This is a genomic window from Alkalimonas delamerensis (genome assembly GCF_030717955.1).
Classification (GTDB): domain Bacteria; phylum Pseudomonadota; class Gammaproteobacteria; order Enterobacterales; family Alteromonadaceae; genus Alkalimonas; species Alkalimonas delamerensis.
Genome location: NZ_JAUZVY010000001.1, coordinates 466,691 through 484,333, shown reverse-complemented (window position 1 = coordinate 484,333; position 17,643 = coordinate 466,691). Strand labels below are relative to the sequence as shown.

The 17,643-nt window shown below is 53.1% G+C and carries 15 protein-coding genes; 5 read left to right on the top strand and 10 right to left on the bottom strand.

The genetic code is table 11. From position 1 onward, the window contains the following. Positions 1–128: 128 nt before the first annotated feature. From tal to Q3O59_RS02240, 3 genes are all read left to right on the top strand, one after another. Positions 129–1,085, top strand: coding sequence for a transaldolase (tal, locus tag Q3O59_RS02250; protein WP_305944045.1), 957 nt, complete (start codon positions 129–131; stop codon positions 1,083–1,085). A 21-nt stretch (positions 1,086–1,106) separates the two neighbouring features. Further along, positions 1,107–2,738 carry a glucose-6-phosphate isomerase gene (gene pgi, locus Q3O59_RS02245; protein ID WP_305944044.1) on the top strand — a complete coding sequence of 544 codons (1,632 nt, stop codon included), beginning with the start codon at positions 1,107–1,109 and terminating at the stop codon, positions 2,736–2,738. Positions 2,739–2,832: 94 nt separating this feature from the next. Continuing rightward, positions 2,833–3,012 (top strand): DUF3545 family protein, encoded by a 180-nt coding sequence (locus tag Q3O59_RS02240; RefSeq protein ID WP_228589426.1) that lies wholly within the window; start codon positions 2,833–2,835, stop codon positions 3,010–3,012. Between the two features lie 57 nt (positions 3,013–3,069). On the opposite strand, the gene ung is transcribed toward Q3O59_RS02240, so the two are convergent. From ung to Q3O59_RS02205, 7 genes are all read right to left on the bottom strand, one after another. Further along, positions 3,070–3,741, bottom strand: a complete 672-nt coding sequence (gene ung / locus Q3O59_RS02235; RefSeq protein WP_305944043.1) for a uracil-DNA glycosylase — start codon at positions 3,739–3,741, stop codon at positions 3,070–3,072. Next, positions 3,734–5,020: a threonine synthase gene (thrC, locus tag Q3O59_RS02230; protein WP_305944042.1), complete on the bottom strand. Its 1,287-nt coding sequence runs from the start codon at positions 5,018–5,020 to the stop codon at positions 3,734–3,736. The genes ung and thrC overlap by 8 nt, the downstream gene beginning before the upstream one ends. Continuing rightward, positions 5,011–5,967 (bottom strand): homoserine kinase, encoded by a 957-nt coding sequence (gene thrB, locus Q3O59_RS02225; RefSeq protein WP_305944041.1) that lies wholly within the window; start codon positions 5,965–5,967, stop codon positions 5,011–5,013. The genes thrC and thrB overlap by 10 nt, the downstream gene beginning before the upstream one ends. A gap of 15 nt (positions 5,968–5,982) precedes the next feature. Beyond that, on the bottom strand, positions 5,983–8,442 hold the full coding sequence (gene thrA, locus Q3O59_RS02220; RefSeq protein ID WP_305944040.1) for a bifunctional aspartate kinase/homoserine dehydrogenase I: 2,460 nt from the start codon (positions 8,440–8,442) through the stop codon (positions 5,983–5,985). A 231-nt stretch (positions 8,443–8,673) separates the two neighbouring features. Continuing rightward, the gene (locus Q3O59_RS02215; protein ID WP_305944039.1) at positions 8,674–9,657 is read right to left on the bottom strand and encodes a sensor domain-containing diguanylate cyclase; all 984 of its coding nucleotides are present in this window, start codon (positions 9,655–9,657) and stop codon (positions 8,674–8,676) included. Positions 9,658–9,668: 11 nt separating this feature from the next. Then, positions 9,669–10,271 carry a chemotaxis protein gene (locus Q3O59_RS02210; protein ID WP_305944038.1) on the bottom strand — a complete coding sequence of 201 codons (603 nt, stop codon included), beginning with the start codon at positions 10,269–10,271 and terminating at the stop codon, positions 9,669–9,671. Continuing rightward, a complete protein-coding gene (locus tag Q3O59_RS02205; protein WP_305944037.1) occupies positions 10,271–10,636 on the bottom strand; it encodes a response regulator in 366 nt (121 codons plus the stop codon). The genes Q3O59_RS02210 and Q3O59_RS02205 overlap by 1 nt, the downstream gene beginning before the upstream one ends. Before the next feature lie 307 nt (positions 10,637–10,943). Here Q3O59_RS02205 and Q3O59_RS02200 point away from each other — a divergent pair, with 307 nt between their 5' ends. Both Q3O59_RS02200 and Q3O59_RS02195 read left to right on the top strand, forming a co-directional pair. Next, the gene (locus tag Q3O59_RS02200) at positions 10,944–12,689 is read left to right on the top strand and encodes an ATP-binding protein (protein ID WP_305944036.1); all 1,746 of its coding nucleotides are present in this window, start codon (positions 10,944–10,946) and stop codon (positions 12,687–12,689) included. Positions 12,690–12,774: 85 nt separating this feature from the next. Continuing rightward, complete coding sequence (locus tag Q3O59_RS02195) at positions 12,775–13,671, top strand: recombination-associated protein RdgC (protein WP_305944035.1); 897 nt, start codon at positions 12,775–12,777, stop codon at positions 13,669–13,671. Between the two features lie 17 nt (positions 13,672–13,688). Here the strand turns inward: Q3O59_RS02195 and Q3O59_RS02190 are convergent, their stop codons facing one another. Genes Q3O59_RS02190 through Q3O59_RS02180 form a run of 3 tightly spaced genes read right to left on the bottom strand, consistent with a single transcriptional unit; the run spans position 13,689 to position 17,609 of the window. After that, positions 13,689–14,528 (bottom strand): HDOD domain-containing protein, encoded by an 840-nt coding sequence (locus tag Q3O59_RS02190; protein ID WP_305944034.1) that lies wholly within the window; start codon positions 14,526–14,528, stop codon positions 13,689–13,691. Positions 14,529–14,530: 2 nt separating this feature from the next. Further along, positions 14,531–14,980 carry an HIT domain-containing protein gene (locus Q3O59_RS02185; RefSeq protein WP_305944033.1) on the bottom strand — a complete coding sequence of 150 codons (450 nt, stop codon included), beginning with the start codon at positions 14,978–14,980 and terminating at the stop codon, positions 14,531–14,533. Further along, positions 14,973–17,609, bottom strand: coding sequence for a hybrid sensor histidine kinase/response regulator (locus tag Q3O59_RS02180; protein WP_305944032.1), 2,637 nt, complete (start codon positions 17,607–17,609; stop codon positions 14,973–14,975). Before Q3O59_RS02180 ends, Q3O59_RS02185 begins: the two co-directional genes overlap by 8 nt. Positions 17,610–17,643 lie beyond the last annotated feature (34 nt).

The window sequence follows — 17,643 nt, the reverse complement described above, 5'->3', positions numbered from 1 at the left end:
GGATTTTGCCCGCTTCGGACCACACTGATCGCAGGGAAAGCAACCTTCATGTTGTAATTTTCCTACATTAATTTATGATTGCGGCTGTAAAAGCTATTTTTCAGCCAGAATGATGGTAATAAAACAATATGAGCACATTACTCGAACAGCTTAGAGCCGTAACCACAGTGGTTGCTGATACCGGTGATTTGGATTCCATTGCCGAATTTAAGCCGGTGGATGCTACCACCAATCCATCCTTGTTGCTCAATGCCAGCCAACAAGCCTTTAGTCAGCCTTTGTTGGCTCAGGCCGTGGCGTATGCCCGCGCTCAAAGTAGCGATGCCACAACACAGCTGCAACTGGCTTGTGATAAGTTTGCTGTCGAAATTGGCACCGCCATCAGCCGCCTGGTGCCAGGCCGGGTCTCTACCGAAGTAGACGCCCGTTTGTCTTTTGACCAGCAAGCCACCATCGACAAAGCCCGTCAGCTCATCGCCTTGTATCAGGAGAATGGCGTTGGCGCAGAGCGGGTGCTGATCAAAATTGCCTCAACCTGGGAGGGGATCCAGGCGGCCCGGGTGCTGGAGCAAGAAGGCATCCAATGCAATCTGACACTGCTGTTCCACCAAGCACAGGCCATCGCCTGCGCCGAAGCCGGTGTCTTTTTAATCTCCCCTTTCGTCGGCCGGATTCTGGACTGGTACAAAGCCAATACCGGGCAGGAATACAGTGCTGAAACCGATCCTGGCGTCCAGTCGGTACGTGAAATCTACCGTTATTACAAGCAACACGGCTATGCCACCATCGTGATGGGTGCCAGTTTCCGCAACACCGGTGAAGTGCTGGCGCTGGCAGGCTGCGATCGACTGACCATCAGCCCGGCCCTGCTGCAAGAGCTGGAACAGCAGCAAGGCAAACTGGCCATCATGTTGCAAGATGAAGGCGCCAGCTTAGCCAAGCCAAAGCCACTGTCCGAAGCGGCATTTCGCTGGGCCATGAATGAGGATGCCATGGCTACCGAAAAACTGGCCGAAGGGATCCGAAAATTCGCCGTTGATCAGTGCAAACTGGAAGCCCTGATCCAACATCAATTGTCGAACTGACTTGAGCAAAAGGATGAACCTATGAGCGCCCTCTGGCAGGCCTTGCAGCAACAAGCTGCAGAACCATTTTCATTGCGGCAGGCATTTTCAGCCGATCCTGAGCGTGCCAACCGCTACCGTGTTGACGCCTGTGGCATTGAGCTGGATTACTCCAAAAATCTGATTGATGCGAAGCGCTGGCAAAGTTTGCTGCAGCTGGCTGCGCAAAGCGATATCGTCGCTTTGCGGCAGCGTATGGTGCAGGGCGAGGCCATCAACCATACCGAGCAGCGTGCCGTTGGCCACATGCGCTTGCGCTTGCCAGAGCAAGCCTTGCAGCAATTGGACGATGCCAGCGTGGTCTCGGAGATCCGGCAGTGCCGGCAAAAGATGACAGCGCTGGTCAATCAGCTGCATCAACAAAGTTACCTTGGCTACAGCGGTCAACCGATACGCGATCTGATCTGGGTCGGCATCGGCGGCTCCTTATTGGGCCCGCAAATGGCCTGTGAAGCGCTCAGCCCCTTTAATAAAAGTCCGGTCAGCATTCACTTTGCCGGCAATATTGATGGTGCCGTGGTGCATGACTTGTGCCGCTCCTTGCAACCGGAAACCACCTTGGTGGTGGTAGCCTCCAAGTCCTTTGGTACCGAAGAGACCCGCCAAAATGCCCTGACCCTGCGGCAATGGTTTTTGGACCAAGGCGCCGATCAGGCGGCCATTGCCCGCCACTTTTGGGCAACCAGCTCCAACATTCAGGCTGCGGCTGACTTCGGCATCGTGCCAGAGCACATTCTGCCGATGTGGGACTGGGTCGGCGGCCGTTACTCCATCTGGTCGGCCATCGGCCTGCCACTGGCACTGCAATTGGGCAACGAGCAGTTTGACCAGTTTCTGGCCGGTGCTTATGCGATGGACCAGCATTTTCTGTCGGCCGATGCGGCCAGCAACATGCCAGTCATTCTGGCCTTGCTGGGGGTTTGGTACATCAATGGCATGGGCTGCCAAAGCCAGGCACTGCTGCCATACAACCATTATTTGCGACTGCTGCCATCCTACGTGCAACAGCTGGATATGGAGAGCAACGGCAAACAGGTGGATCATCAGGGCCAGCCCCTGCCCTGTGCCACCGCCCCGGTGATCTGGGGCGATGCCGGCACCAATGGTCAGCACGCTTACCATCAGTTGCTGCACCAAAGCCAGCTGGTAATCCCGGCAGACTTTATTCTCGCCGCCAAACCACAGCACGGATTGCACGACCACCAGCTGCGCTTAGCCGCCCACTGCTTTGCACAAACGCAGGCATTGATGCAAGGCAAGACAGTCGAAGAGGCCAAAGCCGAGTGCCTGGCGCAAGGCATGAGTGAAGCCGCAGCCAGTGCTCTGGCACCCCACAAGGCCTCTCCAGGCAATAAGCCCAGCAACACTCTGCTGCTGCCCGAGTTGTCACCCTATTACCTTGGAGCCTTGCTTGCGCTGTACGAGCACAAGGTATTTTGTCAGGGGGCTATCTGGCAACTCAACTCCTTTGATCAATGGGGTGTTGAGTTAGGAAAGCAGCTATCAGGGCCTATTTATCAAGCACTTAACGGAAAGTCGTCGGTATTTGATAGCTCCACCAATGCCTTATTGGCCAGCCTGCAAAGACATCTGACCAGTAGCGAAAATGCCTAAAATGTCATCACGCTGTCACTTTGGTGCTTTATTTTTGACGAGGTCTGTGGTACTTATTTGTTGAAAATAACAACAACATCAGAGAGGCACAACAATGGAAAGCTTCGAAGATTTACTGAATATGTTGGAACGTCCGGCGCAAAAAGCGCGCAGTACGGGGAAGCGCAAGTGGCGGGAAATTGAAGCCATGAAAGAGCGGCAACGCTTAAAGCGTGAGCTGGCCGACATGGACTGGACCATTGAACCAGAACTGGATGACATTGAGTTATTTTAATAAAAACGCCTGAACACTTCGTTCAGGCGTTTTTATTTGTGCTCTGGTTCAGAAGGCTCAAGGCAGCAGCGGCAATTGCCAATCGATCGGGCTTTGGCCATGCGCCTGCAATGCCTGATTGGCCTGCAGAAAGTGGTTGCAGCCAAAAAAACCACGGTGTGCCGATAACGGCGATGGGTGCGGTGCTGTCAGCACGGTATGCTTGTTGCCGTCAATCAATCTGGCTTTGCGACCGGCATGTGAGCCCCACAACAAAAATACCAGATGTTCAGCCTGCTCGCTGATGGCTGCAATTACCCGATCGGTAAATTGTTCCCAGCCCAGATCCCGATGCGAGTTTGCCTGGTTGGCCACCACGGTTAAAGCCGTGTTGAGCAGCAATACCCCTTGCTCTGCCCAGGCCGTCAGGTACCCATGAGTGGGGATCCGGTAATCGGGATACTCCAGCGCCAACTCCTTATACATGTTACGAAGCGACGGTGGGATCCTCACCCCAGGCCGGACCGAAAACGCCAATCCGTGCGCCTGGTTCGGACCATGGTAAGGGTCCTGCCCCAGAATCACCACCTTCAAACTGGCAAAGGGTGTCAGCTTAAAGGCGTTGAACACCTCTTTTTCCGGCGGGTAAATCACCTGGCCACTGGCGCGGGCCTGCTGCAGTTGCTGCATAATTTCCTGAAAATAGGGCTGACTTTTTTCAGCCCCGAGTACATCCTGCCACTCAGGCATGGTCTTCCAGCTCCAGCAAGAGTTGCTCCAAAGCTGCGAAATCAGCAGGCAGTTCCCGGCTCAGGCTTGGCTCGGCCTGGCACTTGGCCAGTACCGGTGGCAAGGCGATTGGGCAACCAAGAATATTCTCGACCTGTTCTTTAAACTTGGCCGGATGTGCGGTGCCAAGAAAGATGCCGATCTCCCCTGGCTGCAAGGAGCGTTTGAGTGCTTTGTAGGCCACCGCCGCATGCGGCTCACTGATGTAGCCATCTGCCGCCAGCTGACGCATCCCCAACTGGGTATCGTCTTCATCCACCGCCACGGCTTCGAGATCAGCGCGCTGAATAACACCTTGCTGCAGCAGTGCTTCCACCCGCGGCCAGTTGTTTGGCGCACTGATGTCCATCGCATTGGATAAAGTGGCCTGCGTGGCCTTAGGTTGCCACTGACCATCACGCCAATAACGCGGTACCGTATCGTTGATGTTGGTGGCTGCCACCATCCGCTTGAATGGCAACCCCATCGCCTTGGCAATTAAACCGGCAGTAACATTGCCAAAGTTGCCGCTGGGTACAGCAAAGACCGCATCCTGCCGCCGCTCAGCAGGCAACTGGGCCAAAGCTTCAAAATAGTAGCAAACCTGCGCCAATAGCCGACTGATATTGATGGAGTTGGCCGAGTTGATATTCAGACGCTTGACCAGCGCCTGATGATCGAAAACCTGTTTCACCAGCGCCTGACACTGATCAAAGTCCCCGTCAATGGCCAGAGTAGTAATGTTCTCACCCAGGGTGGAAAACAATTTTTCCTGCAGACTGCTGATCTTGCCTTTCGGATACAAAATCACCACCTGCACACCGGGTTGACGGTAAAATGCCTGCGCAACCGCAGCTCCGGTATCGCCCGATGTAGCGGTGACAATGGTAACTTTATCCTGTTGCTTGGCCTGCCCAAGAGCCTGCGCCATAAAACGGCCACCAAAGTCTTTAAAAGCCAGCGTGGGCCCGTGAAAAAGCTCAAGGCAATAGAGCTCATCTTTGACCGGCTGCAACGGCGCCGGAAAGGTAAACGCCTGCTCCACCATCTGCTGTATCTGCTGCTCGGTCAGCTCATCGCCAAATAAGGCCTTCATAATGGCTGTGCTGCGCGCTTGCAGTGGCAATTGCAGCAAGGCATCGCAATCGAGCTGGGGCCACTTGGTCGGGAAAAACAATCCTTGTTGCTGGCCAAGGCCGGTACGGACCGCCTGTAAAAAACTGACCTGCTCGGCAGGTACTTTCAAATTGACTAATTGCATGAGTTTGGATCCTTCACAAGGCGGGCACCCTTTGGTGCCAGCCGACAAAGATGCGTCATCGCATCCTGATTCTTATGGTAATGCTGCGTCAGATAAGCGGCCACATCACGGGCAGCACAGTCGGTTGGGCAAAGTGCAAACACCGTTGGGCCAGCCCCGGAAATGCCAAGATGGGCAGCACCAAGGGCTTGCAGTGCGCTTCGCAGCTGCGGCAGCTCAGGCATTAAATGAAGCCGCACCGGCTCGGCGACCACATCGTTCAAGGCCGCCATCGCATCGGCTTCATCCTGACTGTACAGGGCTGAAACAAAGCGGCTTAGACCGGCAGCAAAAGCGATGCTGGTTGCCAGCGGCAACTGCGCCGGGATAGCGGCACGCGCGGCCTTGGTCGACAAGGTGGTGCCAGGATAACTCAATACCACCCGCCAGTGGTCAAACCAAGGCAGGGCGCGGCAAAGTTGTCGGCTGCCTGGCAACATCAATTGCAGCCCGCCCAGATAAGAGGGTGCCACATTGTCGTAGTGCACGGAGCCGCTGACGCCACCTTCGGCTTCGGCCATCAGCTGCAACAACTCCGACTGACTCAGTGGCTCGCCAAAATAATGGTTAAAGGCGTAGCAGGCCACCACAATGGAGCAGGCACTGGACCCCAGACCGCTGCCAACCGGCAAGGCTTTGATAAGCTCGAGCTCCAGCCCCGGCAAGGGCTTCCCCAAGCGCTGCTGGAATAAGCGGTAACAACGAAGCACCAGATTGTCGTCGGTATCGGCCGGCAGCTGGTGCTGGTAACGACCGCTAAGTCGAAGCCGACTCTGAACTGCCTCGCCATGAATGGCCAGCACATCACCGAGCAGTTGCCCATCGACGGGTTCAAAAGCCGCACCCAAGAGGTCAAAGCCCACGCTCAGATTGCCGGTTGAAGCCGGCGCATAATAATACTGTGTCATTGTTATGCGCTCCGCTTAGACTTCCTGCTGCCAGGACAAGGTCCGCAGAATATCACTGAAGACCCCAGCGGAGGTAACCGCAGCGCCTGCACCATAACCACGCAGCACAAAAGGGATCGGCTGATAATAACGGCTGTGAATGGCCAGGGCATTTTCCCCGTCTTTCACTTTTGCCAGCGGATGATCCGGCTCCAACGCCTTGATGGCGACCTTGCACCGCCCGTCCCGAATCTCACCGATGTAGCGCAGCACCTTGCCTTCTGCTTTGGCCGCCTCCGCCCGCTTGGCAAAAGCCGCATTGGCTTCAGGCAATCGCGCCATAAAGGCGTCAATGCTGCCGCTGGCATCGAAGCCAGCCGGCAACACCGACTCGACCTCTACCTGATCCAGCTCCAGCTCAAGACCGGACTCCCGTGCCATGATCAGCAGCTTGCGCGCAACATCCATCCCCGACAAATCATCGCGGGGATCGGGCTCGGTAAAGCCCATGGCTTTGGCTTTGGCGGTGACTTCTGACAAGCTGAGCCCTTGCTCCAGCATGCCAAAAATGTAGGACAGGGAACCGGATAAAATGCCTTCAAAAGCCAGCAGCTCATCGCCCGCGTTTAGCAGGCCCTGCAAAGTATCAATCACCGGCAAACCTGCGCCTACCGTGGTTTCATACAAGAAACGGCGTCGATGCTGCTGTGCCTTTTGCCGCAGCTCACGGTAATACGCCATGCTGGCGGTGTTGGCTTTTTTATTTGGGGTCACCACATGAAAGCCAGCGGCCAGGAAATCGGCGTACTGAGCAGCAACGCTTTCCGAGCTGGTGCAATCGACCAACACCGGATTGATCAAATGCTGCTCCTGCACAAACTGGTTCAGGGCATCGAGGCTAAAAGCCTGTTTGCTTTGCGCCAGTTGCGGCTGCCAGGCGGCTAAATCCACCCCTTCCGGCTGCAGCAACAGTTGCCGGCTGTTGGCGATGCCATAGACTTTCAATTTCACGTGACGCTGCTGCAAGAAGCCTTGCTGTCGCTCAATTTGTGCCAACAGCTCCGCCCCAACCACACCACAGCCCACCAGGAAAACATCGATGCTGGGGATATGACTAAAGAAGTTTTCATGACACACCTTGACCGCATCCTGACAGGCCGACTGCGCCACCACGGCCGAAATGGAACGCTCGCTGCTGTCTTGCGCAATGGCCACCACATTCACCCGAGCCTGAGCCAGGGAAGCAAAAAACTTGGCAGCCACACCGCGGTGCTGCCGCATGCCATCCCCGACCAGACTGACAATGGCCATATCCGGTGCGATATCAAGCGGCCTTAGCAGCTTGCTTTGCAGCTCCAGTTCAAACTCGGTTTCCAGCGCTTTTTTGGCGGCCGTCAGGTGCAGCTGCGGGACACAGAAGCTGATGCTGAATTCAGACGACGACTGAGTGATCAGATTCACTGAAATCGAGGCACGAGCCATGGTTGCAAAAACCCGGCTCGCCATGCCAACCACCCCTTTCAGACCAGGACCGGAAACGGTAATTAATGCCAAATGCTGCAAACTGGAGATGCCCTTGACCAGCGAATCACCATCGCCCTGAGTCGAAATGCAGGTACCGGCTGCGCTGGGATTCAGCGTATTTTTAATAAAACAAGGGATATTAAAGCGTGCCAACGGGCCGATGGTTTTAGGATGCAGTACTTTGGCGCCAAAGTACGACAGCTCCATCGCTTCATCGTACGATAACCGCTCAATCAATTGGGTTTGTTTGACCTGACGGGGATCGGCACTGTAGACACCATCCACATCGGTCCAGATTTCACAGGCAGAGGCTTTTAAGCTGGCAGCGACTATGGCGGCCGAGTAATCCGAACCATTGCGGCCCAGCAAGCAAAGCTCGCCCTGCGCATTGCTGGAGACAAAGCCTGCCAGCAGATAAACCTCGGCCGTGGCTTCCGCAATGGCACTGGCCAAGGCTTGCTCGGAAGCGGGTATATCGGCCGTCGCGTTCAGGTAGTCGCCTTCACTGCGCACACAGTGTGCGGCCGGCAATAACCGAACCCGAACGCCCTTGGCCTGCAGCAAGGCTTGCATCAGGCCGACACTGAACTGCTCCCCAAGACCAAGCAACTGCGCCTTGATGTGATCGGGGCAGTGCCTGAGCAACTGCACCCCTTGCAAGCGCTGCGCTAGTTGCTCCAGCTGGGCTTGCATCAGGGTCCGAACCGGGCTTAAAGCCTCTGCACCAATATGACTTGCTGCCTCATCCAGCAACTGCTGGTAGCGCTGCTGCAAGCTGAGCAGTACCTCCTGATAATCGGCTCCCATGTAAGCCAAATCCGTCAACTCCACCAACAAATTGGTCACCCCTTGCGGGGCCGACAACACCAGGCAAAGCTCCCCTTCCCGGGCACGGTCAGCGACGATGCTGGCCACCCCCTGAAAGCGTGTGACCGAGGCCAGCGACGAACCGCCAAATTTAAGCACGCGCATGTTTTACTCCTGAATCATTCAACATCGAAATTGTGTTGGTCCTGGTTGCATTTGCCGGGTCTTAGTGCCCTTAAACAAAAAACCCGTGACGGTTGAGGTCACGGGTTTTCTGATGACAAAGCACCACCGACCTCCTACCCCGACAGGGTGGTGGTAATAATGGTGGTGGTGAGTGTCATTAAATTTTTCATAGGCTTCATAATGCACAGACTTATAGACGTCTGTCAACCGTTAATGGGCGCTTTCGGTGATCTTCTGCAGGTAGTGACGCAATTCATCCCGATAACTGGTGCTGCGATTGCGGCCTTCACGCTTGGATAAGTACAGTGCCAGGTCCGCACATTGCACCAGGTCATGCACATCCTGCTGCCGGTGAGGATTCAACTCAGCCACCCCCAAACTGATGGTGGCACGAATGTCCTGCTGCTGATAATGCAACGGATGCGCAGCGACCTGACGACATATACGCTTAGCCACCTCACTGGCCCCTTGAAGTCCAGTATTGGGTAAGATAATGCCAAACTCTTCGCCACCATATCGCCCCAGCAAATCCGACTCCCGCAGCAAGCTTTGAATGAAAGCAGACAACTCAACCAGGACATAATCGCCTCCCTGATGGCCATAGATATCGTTCAGCTGCTTAAACTTGTCTAAATCAAATAAAATTAATGATAAAGGTTGGTGGTAACGTCTGGCGCGCAAGATCTCCGCATTCAACAACTGTTCCCAATAACTGCGGTTAAACACCTGGGTGAGACCATCCATGCGGTTGGCTTGTTGCAACGCCTGCATATTGCGTTGCAGCTCCTGCTGATACAGGCTGACATCGGTGGCATCCTCGATGAGCAGACAAACAAAGGTTTCACCGGTATGCGGATGCAACAAGGGCAACATGCTGCAATTTTGAATCATGTAATCACTGACATTGCTGATCGGACGCAGGTGAGGCAGTTTCAGCACATAAGGCCGTTGCTCCCATGAGCTAAACACCGGCGCGTTCAAAGCGACCACACTGTCCAGCTTGCGCTTTAACCAGGCTTCCGGTAAATCGGTGAAAACATCAAAGACGGATTTGTGACGCACCTCGGCCAAGGGCACACCCAGCCTGCGCTCAATAAACTGATTGTAAAAGCAGATATGATAGTCGGTACTGAGCACCAGCACACCGCTGTTTAACTGCTGCAAAATAGGCATTGCCAGCCATTGTGCGTCCATCCGTCCTCCTGCTAGTACTCCAGCAAAATAGCATCCAACCGCTGCTGCAGAGTCTGCAAGCCAAGTTCCGGTATCAAAAGCACCATCTCGCATTGAAACGCATAGTCAATCACCTGATAGTGGATGCTGACCTGCAAAGCAGCACGCCAGCCAGGGGTCTCGATACGCTGCACCAACAGTTCCTGCTGATCACTTAACAGCCTGGGAGCACTGTAAGACAGCTGAGCACTCAACTGCCCGCCCAGACTGTTGAGAAAGGTGGTGGTCAAAATGGAGCTGATATCGGTCAGCATTTCGGCATCGTTGGCATCATCTGCCGGATAGCCCAGCATCGTTGCCAACTGACGGGCATTGCTCAACTGGTAAAACAACACCGCTTCGCCCTGAAAGCCGGCATCGCCAATAAAGCCCTGACTCACTATCTGCCGTTGCTGATCAGCATTCTCAGGCTCGAGCTGCGCCAACAAATCCGAAGGCTGGACCAGCCGGATGGCTGGTACTTGCAAATGCACCAAGGTGTTTAAATAACGAGCCAGCTGATCGCTGGCCATGCCCATAGCGACATTCATTAGCTCTTGCAACGCATCCTGTTGGTCAGCAGATAACATCGCCATCAGATCAAACCATACTGCGACAGTATCTGGTTGAGTTTGTCCGGGTTCACCGGTTTTTGAATAAAGGCCAGGGCACCAAGCTCCGCGACCCGCTTTTGCATTTCGGGCTGAATATCGGCAGAAATAACAATGACACAGGACTTCAACTGCCGGGCTTTAATAGCCTCCAGCACACCAATGCCATCGAGCTCCGGCATGGTCAAATCGAGGAAAACCACGCCAATTTCTTGCGCGCTCAATATATCCAGTGCTTCCAGACCATTGGATGCCGTTAAAACGGTAGCAGCGAAGTTTTCCGGCAGACTTTTTTTAACCTGTTTGCGGGCCAGGACAGAGTCATCACAGATTAAAGCGGTTAAGCTCATGCGCACAGCTCTCTGAGGGTTGTTTTTATGAGTGTTGTTCGATTGCTCCGAATCAATCACTCGACTATAACCAGAAGCCAAATACAATGCAAGTTGGCTAAAAGTCTGCTAGTTTAAGCATGTAAAGACTCAAAAATTTGCATTGAATACCAGCAGCTTGAGTCTTGCATGGCTTGGATAATACCACCTATACAGAAGAAATTAGGCTATAGTCTATAGCTGGCAGCCTTAGAACCCCTTCCGGTAGCGATCGCGGAAGGCAAAAACTGCCCGAGAACGTACCGTGCTGTTTTAAAAGGACCACCTAATGCAGCAAAGAAGTTTGTCCAGAACCCTGTTGACCAAAGTCTTATCGGTGTACTTTATACTGACCTTTGTCGTCACTTTGGCGCAAATCGGTGCCGAGTACCTGAATACCAAACGTTACATCAACAGCGAACTGGCCACTTTGCAGCAAACCTTTTCCGGTAGTCTGACCCGGGCCATCTGGGAACTCAATACCCAGCAAGCGCTGGTGATTGCTGATGGCCTGCTGGCCATTCCTGCAGTCGAAGGCATTATCGTTCGGGATGACAGCGGTACGGTCATTACCCAACTTGGCCGCCATGTCGATATTAGCCAACGCCATGGCAGCGAACTGGTGCGAGAAGGGATCCAACTGGCGGAGCAACAATCCGGTCTCTTTGGTTACACCTTTCCATTGATTTTTGAGTTTTCTGGCCGAGCCACTCAGGTAGGCGATGTCACCCTGTTTTCCAGCCGGGCCATCGTGATCGATCGGATTAAAATTGGTATTTTCTTTCTGATCGGCAATGCCATGCTGAAAACCACCTTCCTGATTATTCTATTCTTACTGGCGTTTCGCCGTTATTTAACCGAGCCGATGGCCGAACTCACCCAGCAAATCGAAGAACTGGAGCTGGACCATCTCGATGGCGCCCGCATCGAAACCGGCCGCAGCGAAAGCAGCATTGAACTCGGCGTGATGACCACGGCTTTTAACCGCTTGATCAACCGGGTGCAGGATTACAAGTCCCGGTTGGAAAGTACCCAGAAGGAACTGGTGGTTAGCAATGAAAAGCTAGACCAACACAATCTGGTACTGGAGCAAGAGGTCGCACGAAAAACCTCCGGTTTAAGCCAGGCCATGATGGACTTGCAGCAACAAAAGCAGCAACTGGAAGTCAAACAGCAGAGTTTAAAAGAAGAGATCGAGCGACGCCGTCATATTGAGCAAGCACTGCGCAGCAAGCAAACCGAGCTGGAAAATCTGGTGGAAGATTTAAAACAAACCCAGGATCGCTTGGTGCAATCGGAAAAAATGGCCGCTTTGGGAGGCCTGGTTGCAGGCATCACCCATGAGGTGAATACGCCGGTCGGTATTGGCGTCACGGCTACCAGCTTTTTATCGGAAAAAATTCAGCACTTGCAAAAGGCTTACCAGGCCAAAACGCTGTCTCCGAAAAACCTGGAGCAATTCATTGCGGAGGCGACCGAAACCGCCACCTTACTGGAATCCAACTTAAACCGGGCTTCGGATCTGATTGCCAGCTTTAAACAGATTGCGGTCGATCAGACCAGCGAAGCCATACGCACCATTCGGCTGGATGCTTATTTGCAGGAAGTGATCCGCTCCTTGCATCCGCACTTTAAAAAAACCAAGCACCAGGTAGATGTCAACTGCCCGGCCGACTTGCAGCTAACCTGCCCTGCCGGCGCTATCTCGCAAATTTTCACCAATTTACTGATGAACTCTTTGATCCATGGCTTTGAAGAGATGGCAGAAGGACAAATCCGCATCACCGTTCTCGACGATGGCGATGACATTGATATTCGCTACAGCGATAACGGCAAGGGTTTAACCCCCGAGCAGCTGGAGAAACTCTTTCATCCTTTCTTTACCACCAAACGAGAAGCCGGTGGCAGTGGTTTAGGGACTCATATAACCTACAACCTGGTACGGCAAACCTTAAAAGGCAGCATCGAAGTCAGCAGCGAGCCCGGCAAAGGGCTGAGCTACCATATACGTTTTCCCAAGAAGCAAACTGCTTAACACCCAGCTCCCAGACTCCTGGGCGCTATACCCTGCGGCTGCAGCACGTTATACTGATGCCCTTTTTTGTCGTTAAGAGCTTGGTATGTGGTTTAAGAATTGTCGTATTTATCAGTTAAGTTCCCCAGTCACTGTGGATAAAGCCAGTCTGGAGCAAGCCCTGCACGAATTTCGCTTCAAGCCCTGCAGCGGTCAACAACCATCCAGCCAGGGGTTTAGTTTTCCGTTTGAGTCTGTGCAGAATTATTGCTACCAAAATCAACAGTACTTGTTTTTTGCCCTGAAGCGGCAGGAAAAAATTCTGCCCGCCGCCGTGGTGCAGGACGAAATGCAGCCGAAAATTGAGGCCTTGACGACAGAGAAAGGTCGGCCGTTAAGTCGCAAGGAAAAAGACAGCATCAAAGAAGAAGTCACCTTTAGTTTGCTGCCACGCGCTTTTAGTAAAACTCAAAGCGTGATTGCCTGCCTGGATTTGAACAAACAGCGTATTATCATTAACACTAGCAGCAGTAGCCGGGCAGAAGATGTGCTGGCGTTGCTGCGCAAAGCTTTGGGTTCTTTACCCGCACTGCCCTGGCTGGACCCTTACCGCTTAAGCGATGCTCTGCAGCACTGGTTGCAGGCGCAGCAGTTACCAGCCAGCTTTCAACTGGGTCACGAAGTTGAATTAAAAGCCCCGGATGAAGAAGGTGCTAAAGTGCGTTTTAGCAACCATCTGCTGAGCACCGATGAGGTACTCAGCCATCTGCAGGATAAAGCCGTAATTCGACTGGAGCTGGTGCAGGAAGAAGGCATTAGCCTGAAAGTCTGTGAAGATGGCAGTGTCAAGAGCCTGCGCTTCCATGACAGCATCAGCAGTAAAAACGACGAGTTAGGCTTTGAGGATGCCGAGGCGCGGCTGGCTGCCGACTCGCTATTGATGGCTTCGACCTTAACTGCCGCGCTGGATCACATCGCCGCAGCCGTCACACCGGCCGAGTAACCGCCTTCAGAAAAGCTTTAAGCAAACAGAGCCCGGACATCCTGATACACAGCAGTGATGGCCGGCTCTTGCATAAAATCAGCGTCCGGCAGCACACCTTGCTCAATGTAGTGGTTGAGCAGAGCCTGCTGCTGGTCTTGTACAGGAAAGCTTTGCTGCACTATGGTGGCGATACGGACAAAGTCGGTGTAATCCGGTTGCGCTGAGTGCTCCGGCTTTTGCCAGTTGGCAATCACTCGCTGATACATCTCTGAAAAGCCCCAGGCTTGTAAAATAGCCAGACCAATTTTTGGTGATAGCTTCACCATCGCATGGCGCATAAAGCCAGGATGACCAAAAGCATTTTGATGCTGCTCCGCCTCGGTCAAAATCGGCAGTAAACCAATGTGATGCAGCAGTGCTGCCAGCGTCATTTCATCAATGCTAAGGGCACAGTGCCGCTGAGTCGAGCGGTAGTAGCTGAGACAGGCTACTGCAATGCTGGTCACCTGCACGGTATCTCGCCAGGCCTTGTCCATCATCTGCTGAATTTGCTTGTTCTGACTGACAAAGAGTTGCTCCATGGCCATGGCAGTGGCAATGGTTTTAATCTGGCTCAGCCCAATGCGGGTCACAGCTTGGCTTAGTGTACTGACTTTGATGGTTCGACCTAAAAAAGCACTGTTGGCCACCCGTATCATCCTGGCTGCCAAAGCTGGATCCATGCTAATCACTTCGGCCATATCGGCCAGGCTGACTTCTGGATCATCGGCAGTGCGACGTACCCGGAGTGCAATTTCCGGCAAGGTGGGCAGCACCAGGCGGTCGTGGCGCAATTTGTCAACCAGAATGGAAATGAGTGTGTGCTCTGCTGACATAGTTAAACTCCGTTGGATGATGGCGATGGCATTCTCGCGACAAGGCTTGGCTGCCACAGTTCAATCAGCTGTTGCAACTTGACCTCTGGATAAGGCTGCATCGGCACCTTGCCCCAGATCGGAGCAGGCCAGGCCAGATCTGTCCGAAAGCGGGCAATTTGGTGAATATGTAATTGTGGCACCATATTGCCAAGAGCGGCAATATTTAATTTGTCGGGTTGGAACTGCTGCTGCAACCAGCCGGAAAAGGCCCGAATTTCTTGCAGACACTGCCAGTAATCCTGCTCGGTCAAGTCAATCAACTCTGTCACTGCGGACCGTCTTGGAATCATCACGAACCAGGGATACTGCTGATCGTTCATCACTCGAAGCTGACATAAAGGCCAGTCCGCAACAAAGTTGCTGTCGCGCTGCAGCGCATCAGCCAGTTGAAATGGGATCGGTTCAGACATCCGTAAGCTCCTCCAGCACAATTTGCTCCATCCTGGTTACCAATTGTTGGCAAGCCTGGGCTGATTGTTGTTGAGCTTGCAGCTCCAACTCAGCCGCCAATTCAGTTAGTTGCTGAAACCCCATACTGCCAGCACTGCCTTTTAGGCTGTGCGCATCAAACGCCAGCTGTTGCCAACGCTCTGCTGCACTAGACTGGACCAACTGCTGCACCAAATCCGGCAACCGTTCACGGAAATTGTTTTTCAAAGCCTGCACCACTGGGTCTTCGGCCAGACGGCGTTCAAACTCCCGATGATCACTTTGAGGTTGATCTGGCCGATACGACTGTACCAGCTTCAAAAATTGTTGTTGATCAATTGGTTTGGATAAGACGTCTTGGCAGCCCGAGGCTTTGTAACGCTCGATATCTTCACTCATCACATTGGCCGTCACCGCGATGATAGGGGTGTTAATACCGGCATGGCGTATCAAGCCGGTTGCCTCCTCCCCTCCCATAGTCGGCATCTGCATGTCCATAAATATCAGGTCAAAATCTTCGCTCAACGCTTTTTCAACCGCTTCATGGCCGTTCACAGCCATCACATAACTTGCGTTCACTTGCTGCAACAAGATGCCCAGCAACAATTGATTGTCGGGATTGTCTTCTGCCACCAGAATATGCAGTGGGCACTGCTCGTTGACCAGGGCCGCAGGTTGCTGTGGCTGTGGAGCCTGATAGGACTGCACCAGCTCAATCGACATCCCTGTGCAATCCAGGATCACTTCAAAATTACTGCCAACACCTTTCACACTGTCGACCCGAATGTCGCCTCCCATTTGCTGGATCAACTTTTTCGAGATACACAAACCTAAACCGGTACCGCCAAAATGACGGGTGACAGTAGCATCAGCCTGCACGAAAGGTTGAAATAACCGGGACAGCTCTGCCGGAGCAATGCCAATGCCGGTATCTTTCACTGAAATTTTAAGTTGTTGTGCCATCAACTCATACTCAACCCGACCTTGCTCGGTAAACTTAATGGCATTGCTGACCAGGTTTAACAGCACCTGACGGAAGCGAACTTCATCACCAACAATCTGTTTGGGCAATGGGAAACGCAGCTGCAGTTCGCAATCAAGTCCCTTGGCTTTGGCCTGCGTCAAACTCAGTTGGTAAACATCGTCAATGATTTCCAGACAGCAATACGGCTGTTGTTGCAGCTCCAGCTTATCCGCTTCAATTTTAGACAGATCCAGGATGTCGTTGATCAGGTTCAGCAGATGTTGGCTGCTTTTTAATACCCGTAGCTGATAATCTTTGATCTGTTCAGGATTTTCCGTTTGCACGCTCTGCTCGCTAAAACCAATGATGGCCGTCAGTGGCGTGCGAATTTCATGGCTCATATTAGCCAAAAACACACTCTTCAATCGACTGGCCTGCTCGGCAGTTTCCCGGGCAACAATCAGCTCCTGATTCGCGGCAGCTAAATCATCATTGGCCCGGGCTAAGTCCTGGGTTCGCTTTAATACCTTGTCTTCGAGCTGCTGCTTGTACGCTCTTTCCCGCTCACGGTACACCCGCAGCTGACGGACCATCACATTAAAAGCCGCAAACATATCTCCCAACTCGTCCTGTTTGCTTACCGGCAACAAGGTTGACAAATCCCCGCGTCCAACAGCCGTTTTGGCTTGCGTCAATTTACGAATAGGGGTAAATACATGTCGGATCAGCAACCCATAGATACTAAAGGGCAGTAGCAGCATGATGGCTACCAACAAGGCCCCGATCACCCAAGGCTGAAATCGGGTCGCAGCCATCAACTCTTGCTGGTTGATGCCAAGCAATAACTGAAAGCCCCCTGGCAACTCAGCTCCTTTTAGCAGCATGGGTTGCCCCAATAAAGTACCAGGCACCATGTCCTGCTGCTGAATGCTTTGTTGAATGGTACGGAAATGGCTGGGGGCGAAAGTGCTGCCAATCAAGGGTAGCCTGTCTGAAAAAGCGATCGTTGCGGCCGGGCTAATAATCAGTGAAATGCTGCCAGGTGTTAACGATTGCTGCAATATCTTCCGCACAGCCTCAGGCTCAAGGCTGAGCACCAAATACCCCCAAAGCTGCCGTGTGTCGCTGTTGGCGGCCGACGGGTTGTAAACTTTTCGAGCGATAAACAGTCGTGGCTCGCTGGCATCTGCTTCGGTGGCAAAAAACAGCAGCTCTTCCTGAATCATTCCCTGCAACCGGGCCAAATGCCGTTGTTGAAAGCGAGCCGAAGGCAAGGTATCACTGATGATTGGCCACACCAGCTCGGTAGCGCCATTTAACCGAACCAATTTGATACTCGCCTGTTGAGCAGCAAAGGGCTGCAATCGTCGTTGCCACTGCTCAAGCAATAACTGAGGCTCTGCACGCTCAGCGGCCAGGTAGTCCATCAGCTGGCCGCTGGATGTCAGATCCTGCAGTTGAATGCTCAGTTGCATCAGCTCGGTATGAATGGCCAGCTGTTGCTGCTGCAAAAAACTGCTGGCTTTTAGGTTTGCTTGTTGCCAGTAAAACGACTGGCTGAACTTGATAGCAAGCACACCAAACAACAAAGCTGGCAACAGCATTAAAGGGACCAGATACACCAGCAGTGTTTGTCTTAATCTCATTGCCGCATCATTTGCCGTTTCTAACCAGTCCGTT

Excerpts from the sequence above, each read along its gene's own strand:
- thrC (WP_305944042.1), bottom strand. The coding sequence starts at position 5,020 with ATGCAATTAGTCAATTTGAAAGTACCTGCCGAGCAGGTCAGTTTTTTA.
- Q3O59_RS02180 (WP_305944032.1), bottom strand. The coding sequence starts at position 17,609 with ATGAGATTAAGACAAACACTGCTGGTGTATCTGGTCCCTTTAATGCTG.
- Q3O59_RS02240 (WP_228589426.1), top strand. The coding sequence starts at position 2,833 with ATGGAAAGCTTCGAAGATTTACTGAATATGTTGGAACGTCCGGCGCAA.
- Q3O59_RS02210 (WP_305944038.1), bottom strand. The coding sequence starts at position 10,271 with ATGGCGATGTTATCTGCTGACCAACAGGATGCGTTGCAAGAGCTAATG.
- Q3O59_RS02200 (WP_305944036.1), top strand. The coding sequence starts at position 10,944 with ATGCAGCAAAGAAGTTTGTCCAGAACCCTGTTGACCAAAGTCTTATCG.
- Q3O59_RS02215 (WP_305944039.1), bottom strand. The coding sequence starts at position 9,657 with ATGGACGCACAATGGCTGGCAATGCCTATTTTGCAGCAGTTAAACAGC.
- thrB (WP_305944041.1), bottom strand. The coding sequence starts at position 5,967 with ATGACACAGTATTATTATGCGCCGGCTTCAACCGGCAATCTGAGCGTG.
- Q3O59_RS02195 (WP_305944035.1), top strand. The coding sequence starts at position 12,775 with ATGTGGTTTAAGAATTGTCGTATTTATCAGTTAAGTTCCCCAGTCACT.
- thrA (WP_305944040.1), bottom strand. The coding sequence starts at position 8,442 with ATGCGCGTGCTTAAATTTGGCGGTTCGTCGCTGGCCTCGGTCACACGC.
- Q3O59_RS02205 (WP_305944037.1), bottom strand. The coding sequence starts at position 10,636 with ATGAGCTTAACCGCTTTAATCTGTGATGACTCTGTCCTGGCCCGCAAA.
- pgi (WP_305944044.1), top strand. The coding sequence starts at position 1,107 with ATGAGCGCCCTCTGGCAGGCCTTGCAGCAACAAGCTGCAGAACCATTT.
- tal (WP_305944045.1), top strand. The coding sequence starts at position 129 with ATGAGCACATTACTCGAACAGCTTAGAGCCGTAACCACAGTGGTTGCT.
- Q3O59_RS02185 (WP_305944033.1), bottom strand. The coding sequence starts at position 14,980 with ATGTCTGAACCGATCCCATTTCAACTGGCTGATGCGCTGCAGCGCGAC.
- ung (WP_305944043.1), bottom strand. The coding sequence starts at position 3,741 with ATGCCTGAGTGGCAGGATGTACTCGGGGCTGAAAAAAGTCAGCCCTAT.
- Q3O59_RS02190 (WP_305944034.1), bottom strand. The coding sequence starts at position 14,528 with ATGTCAGCAGAGCACACACTCATTTCCATTCTGGTTGACAAATTGCGC.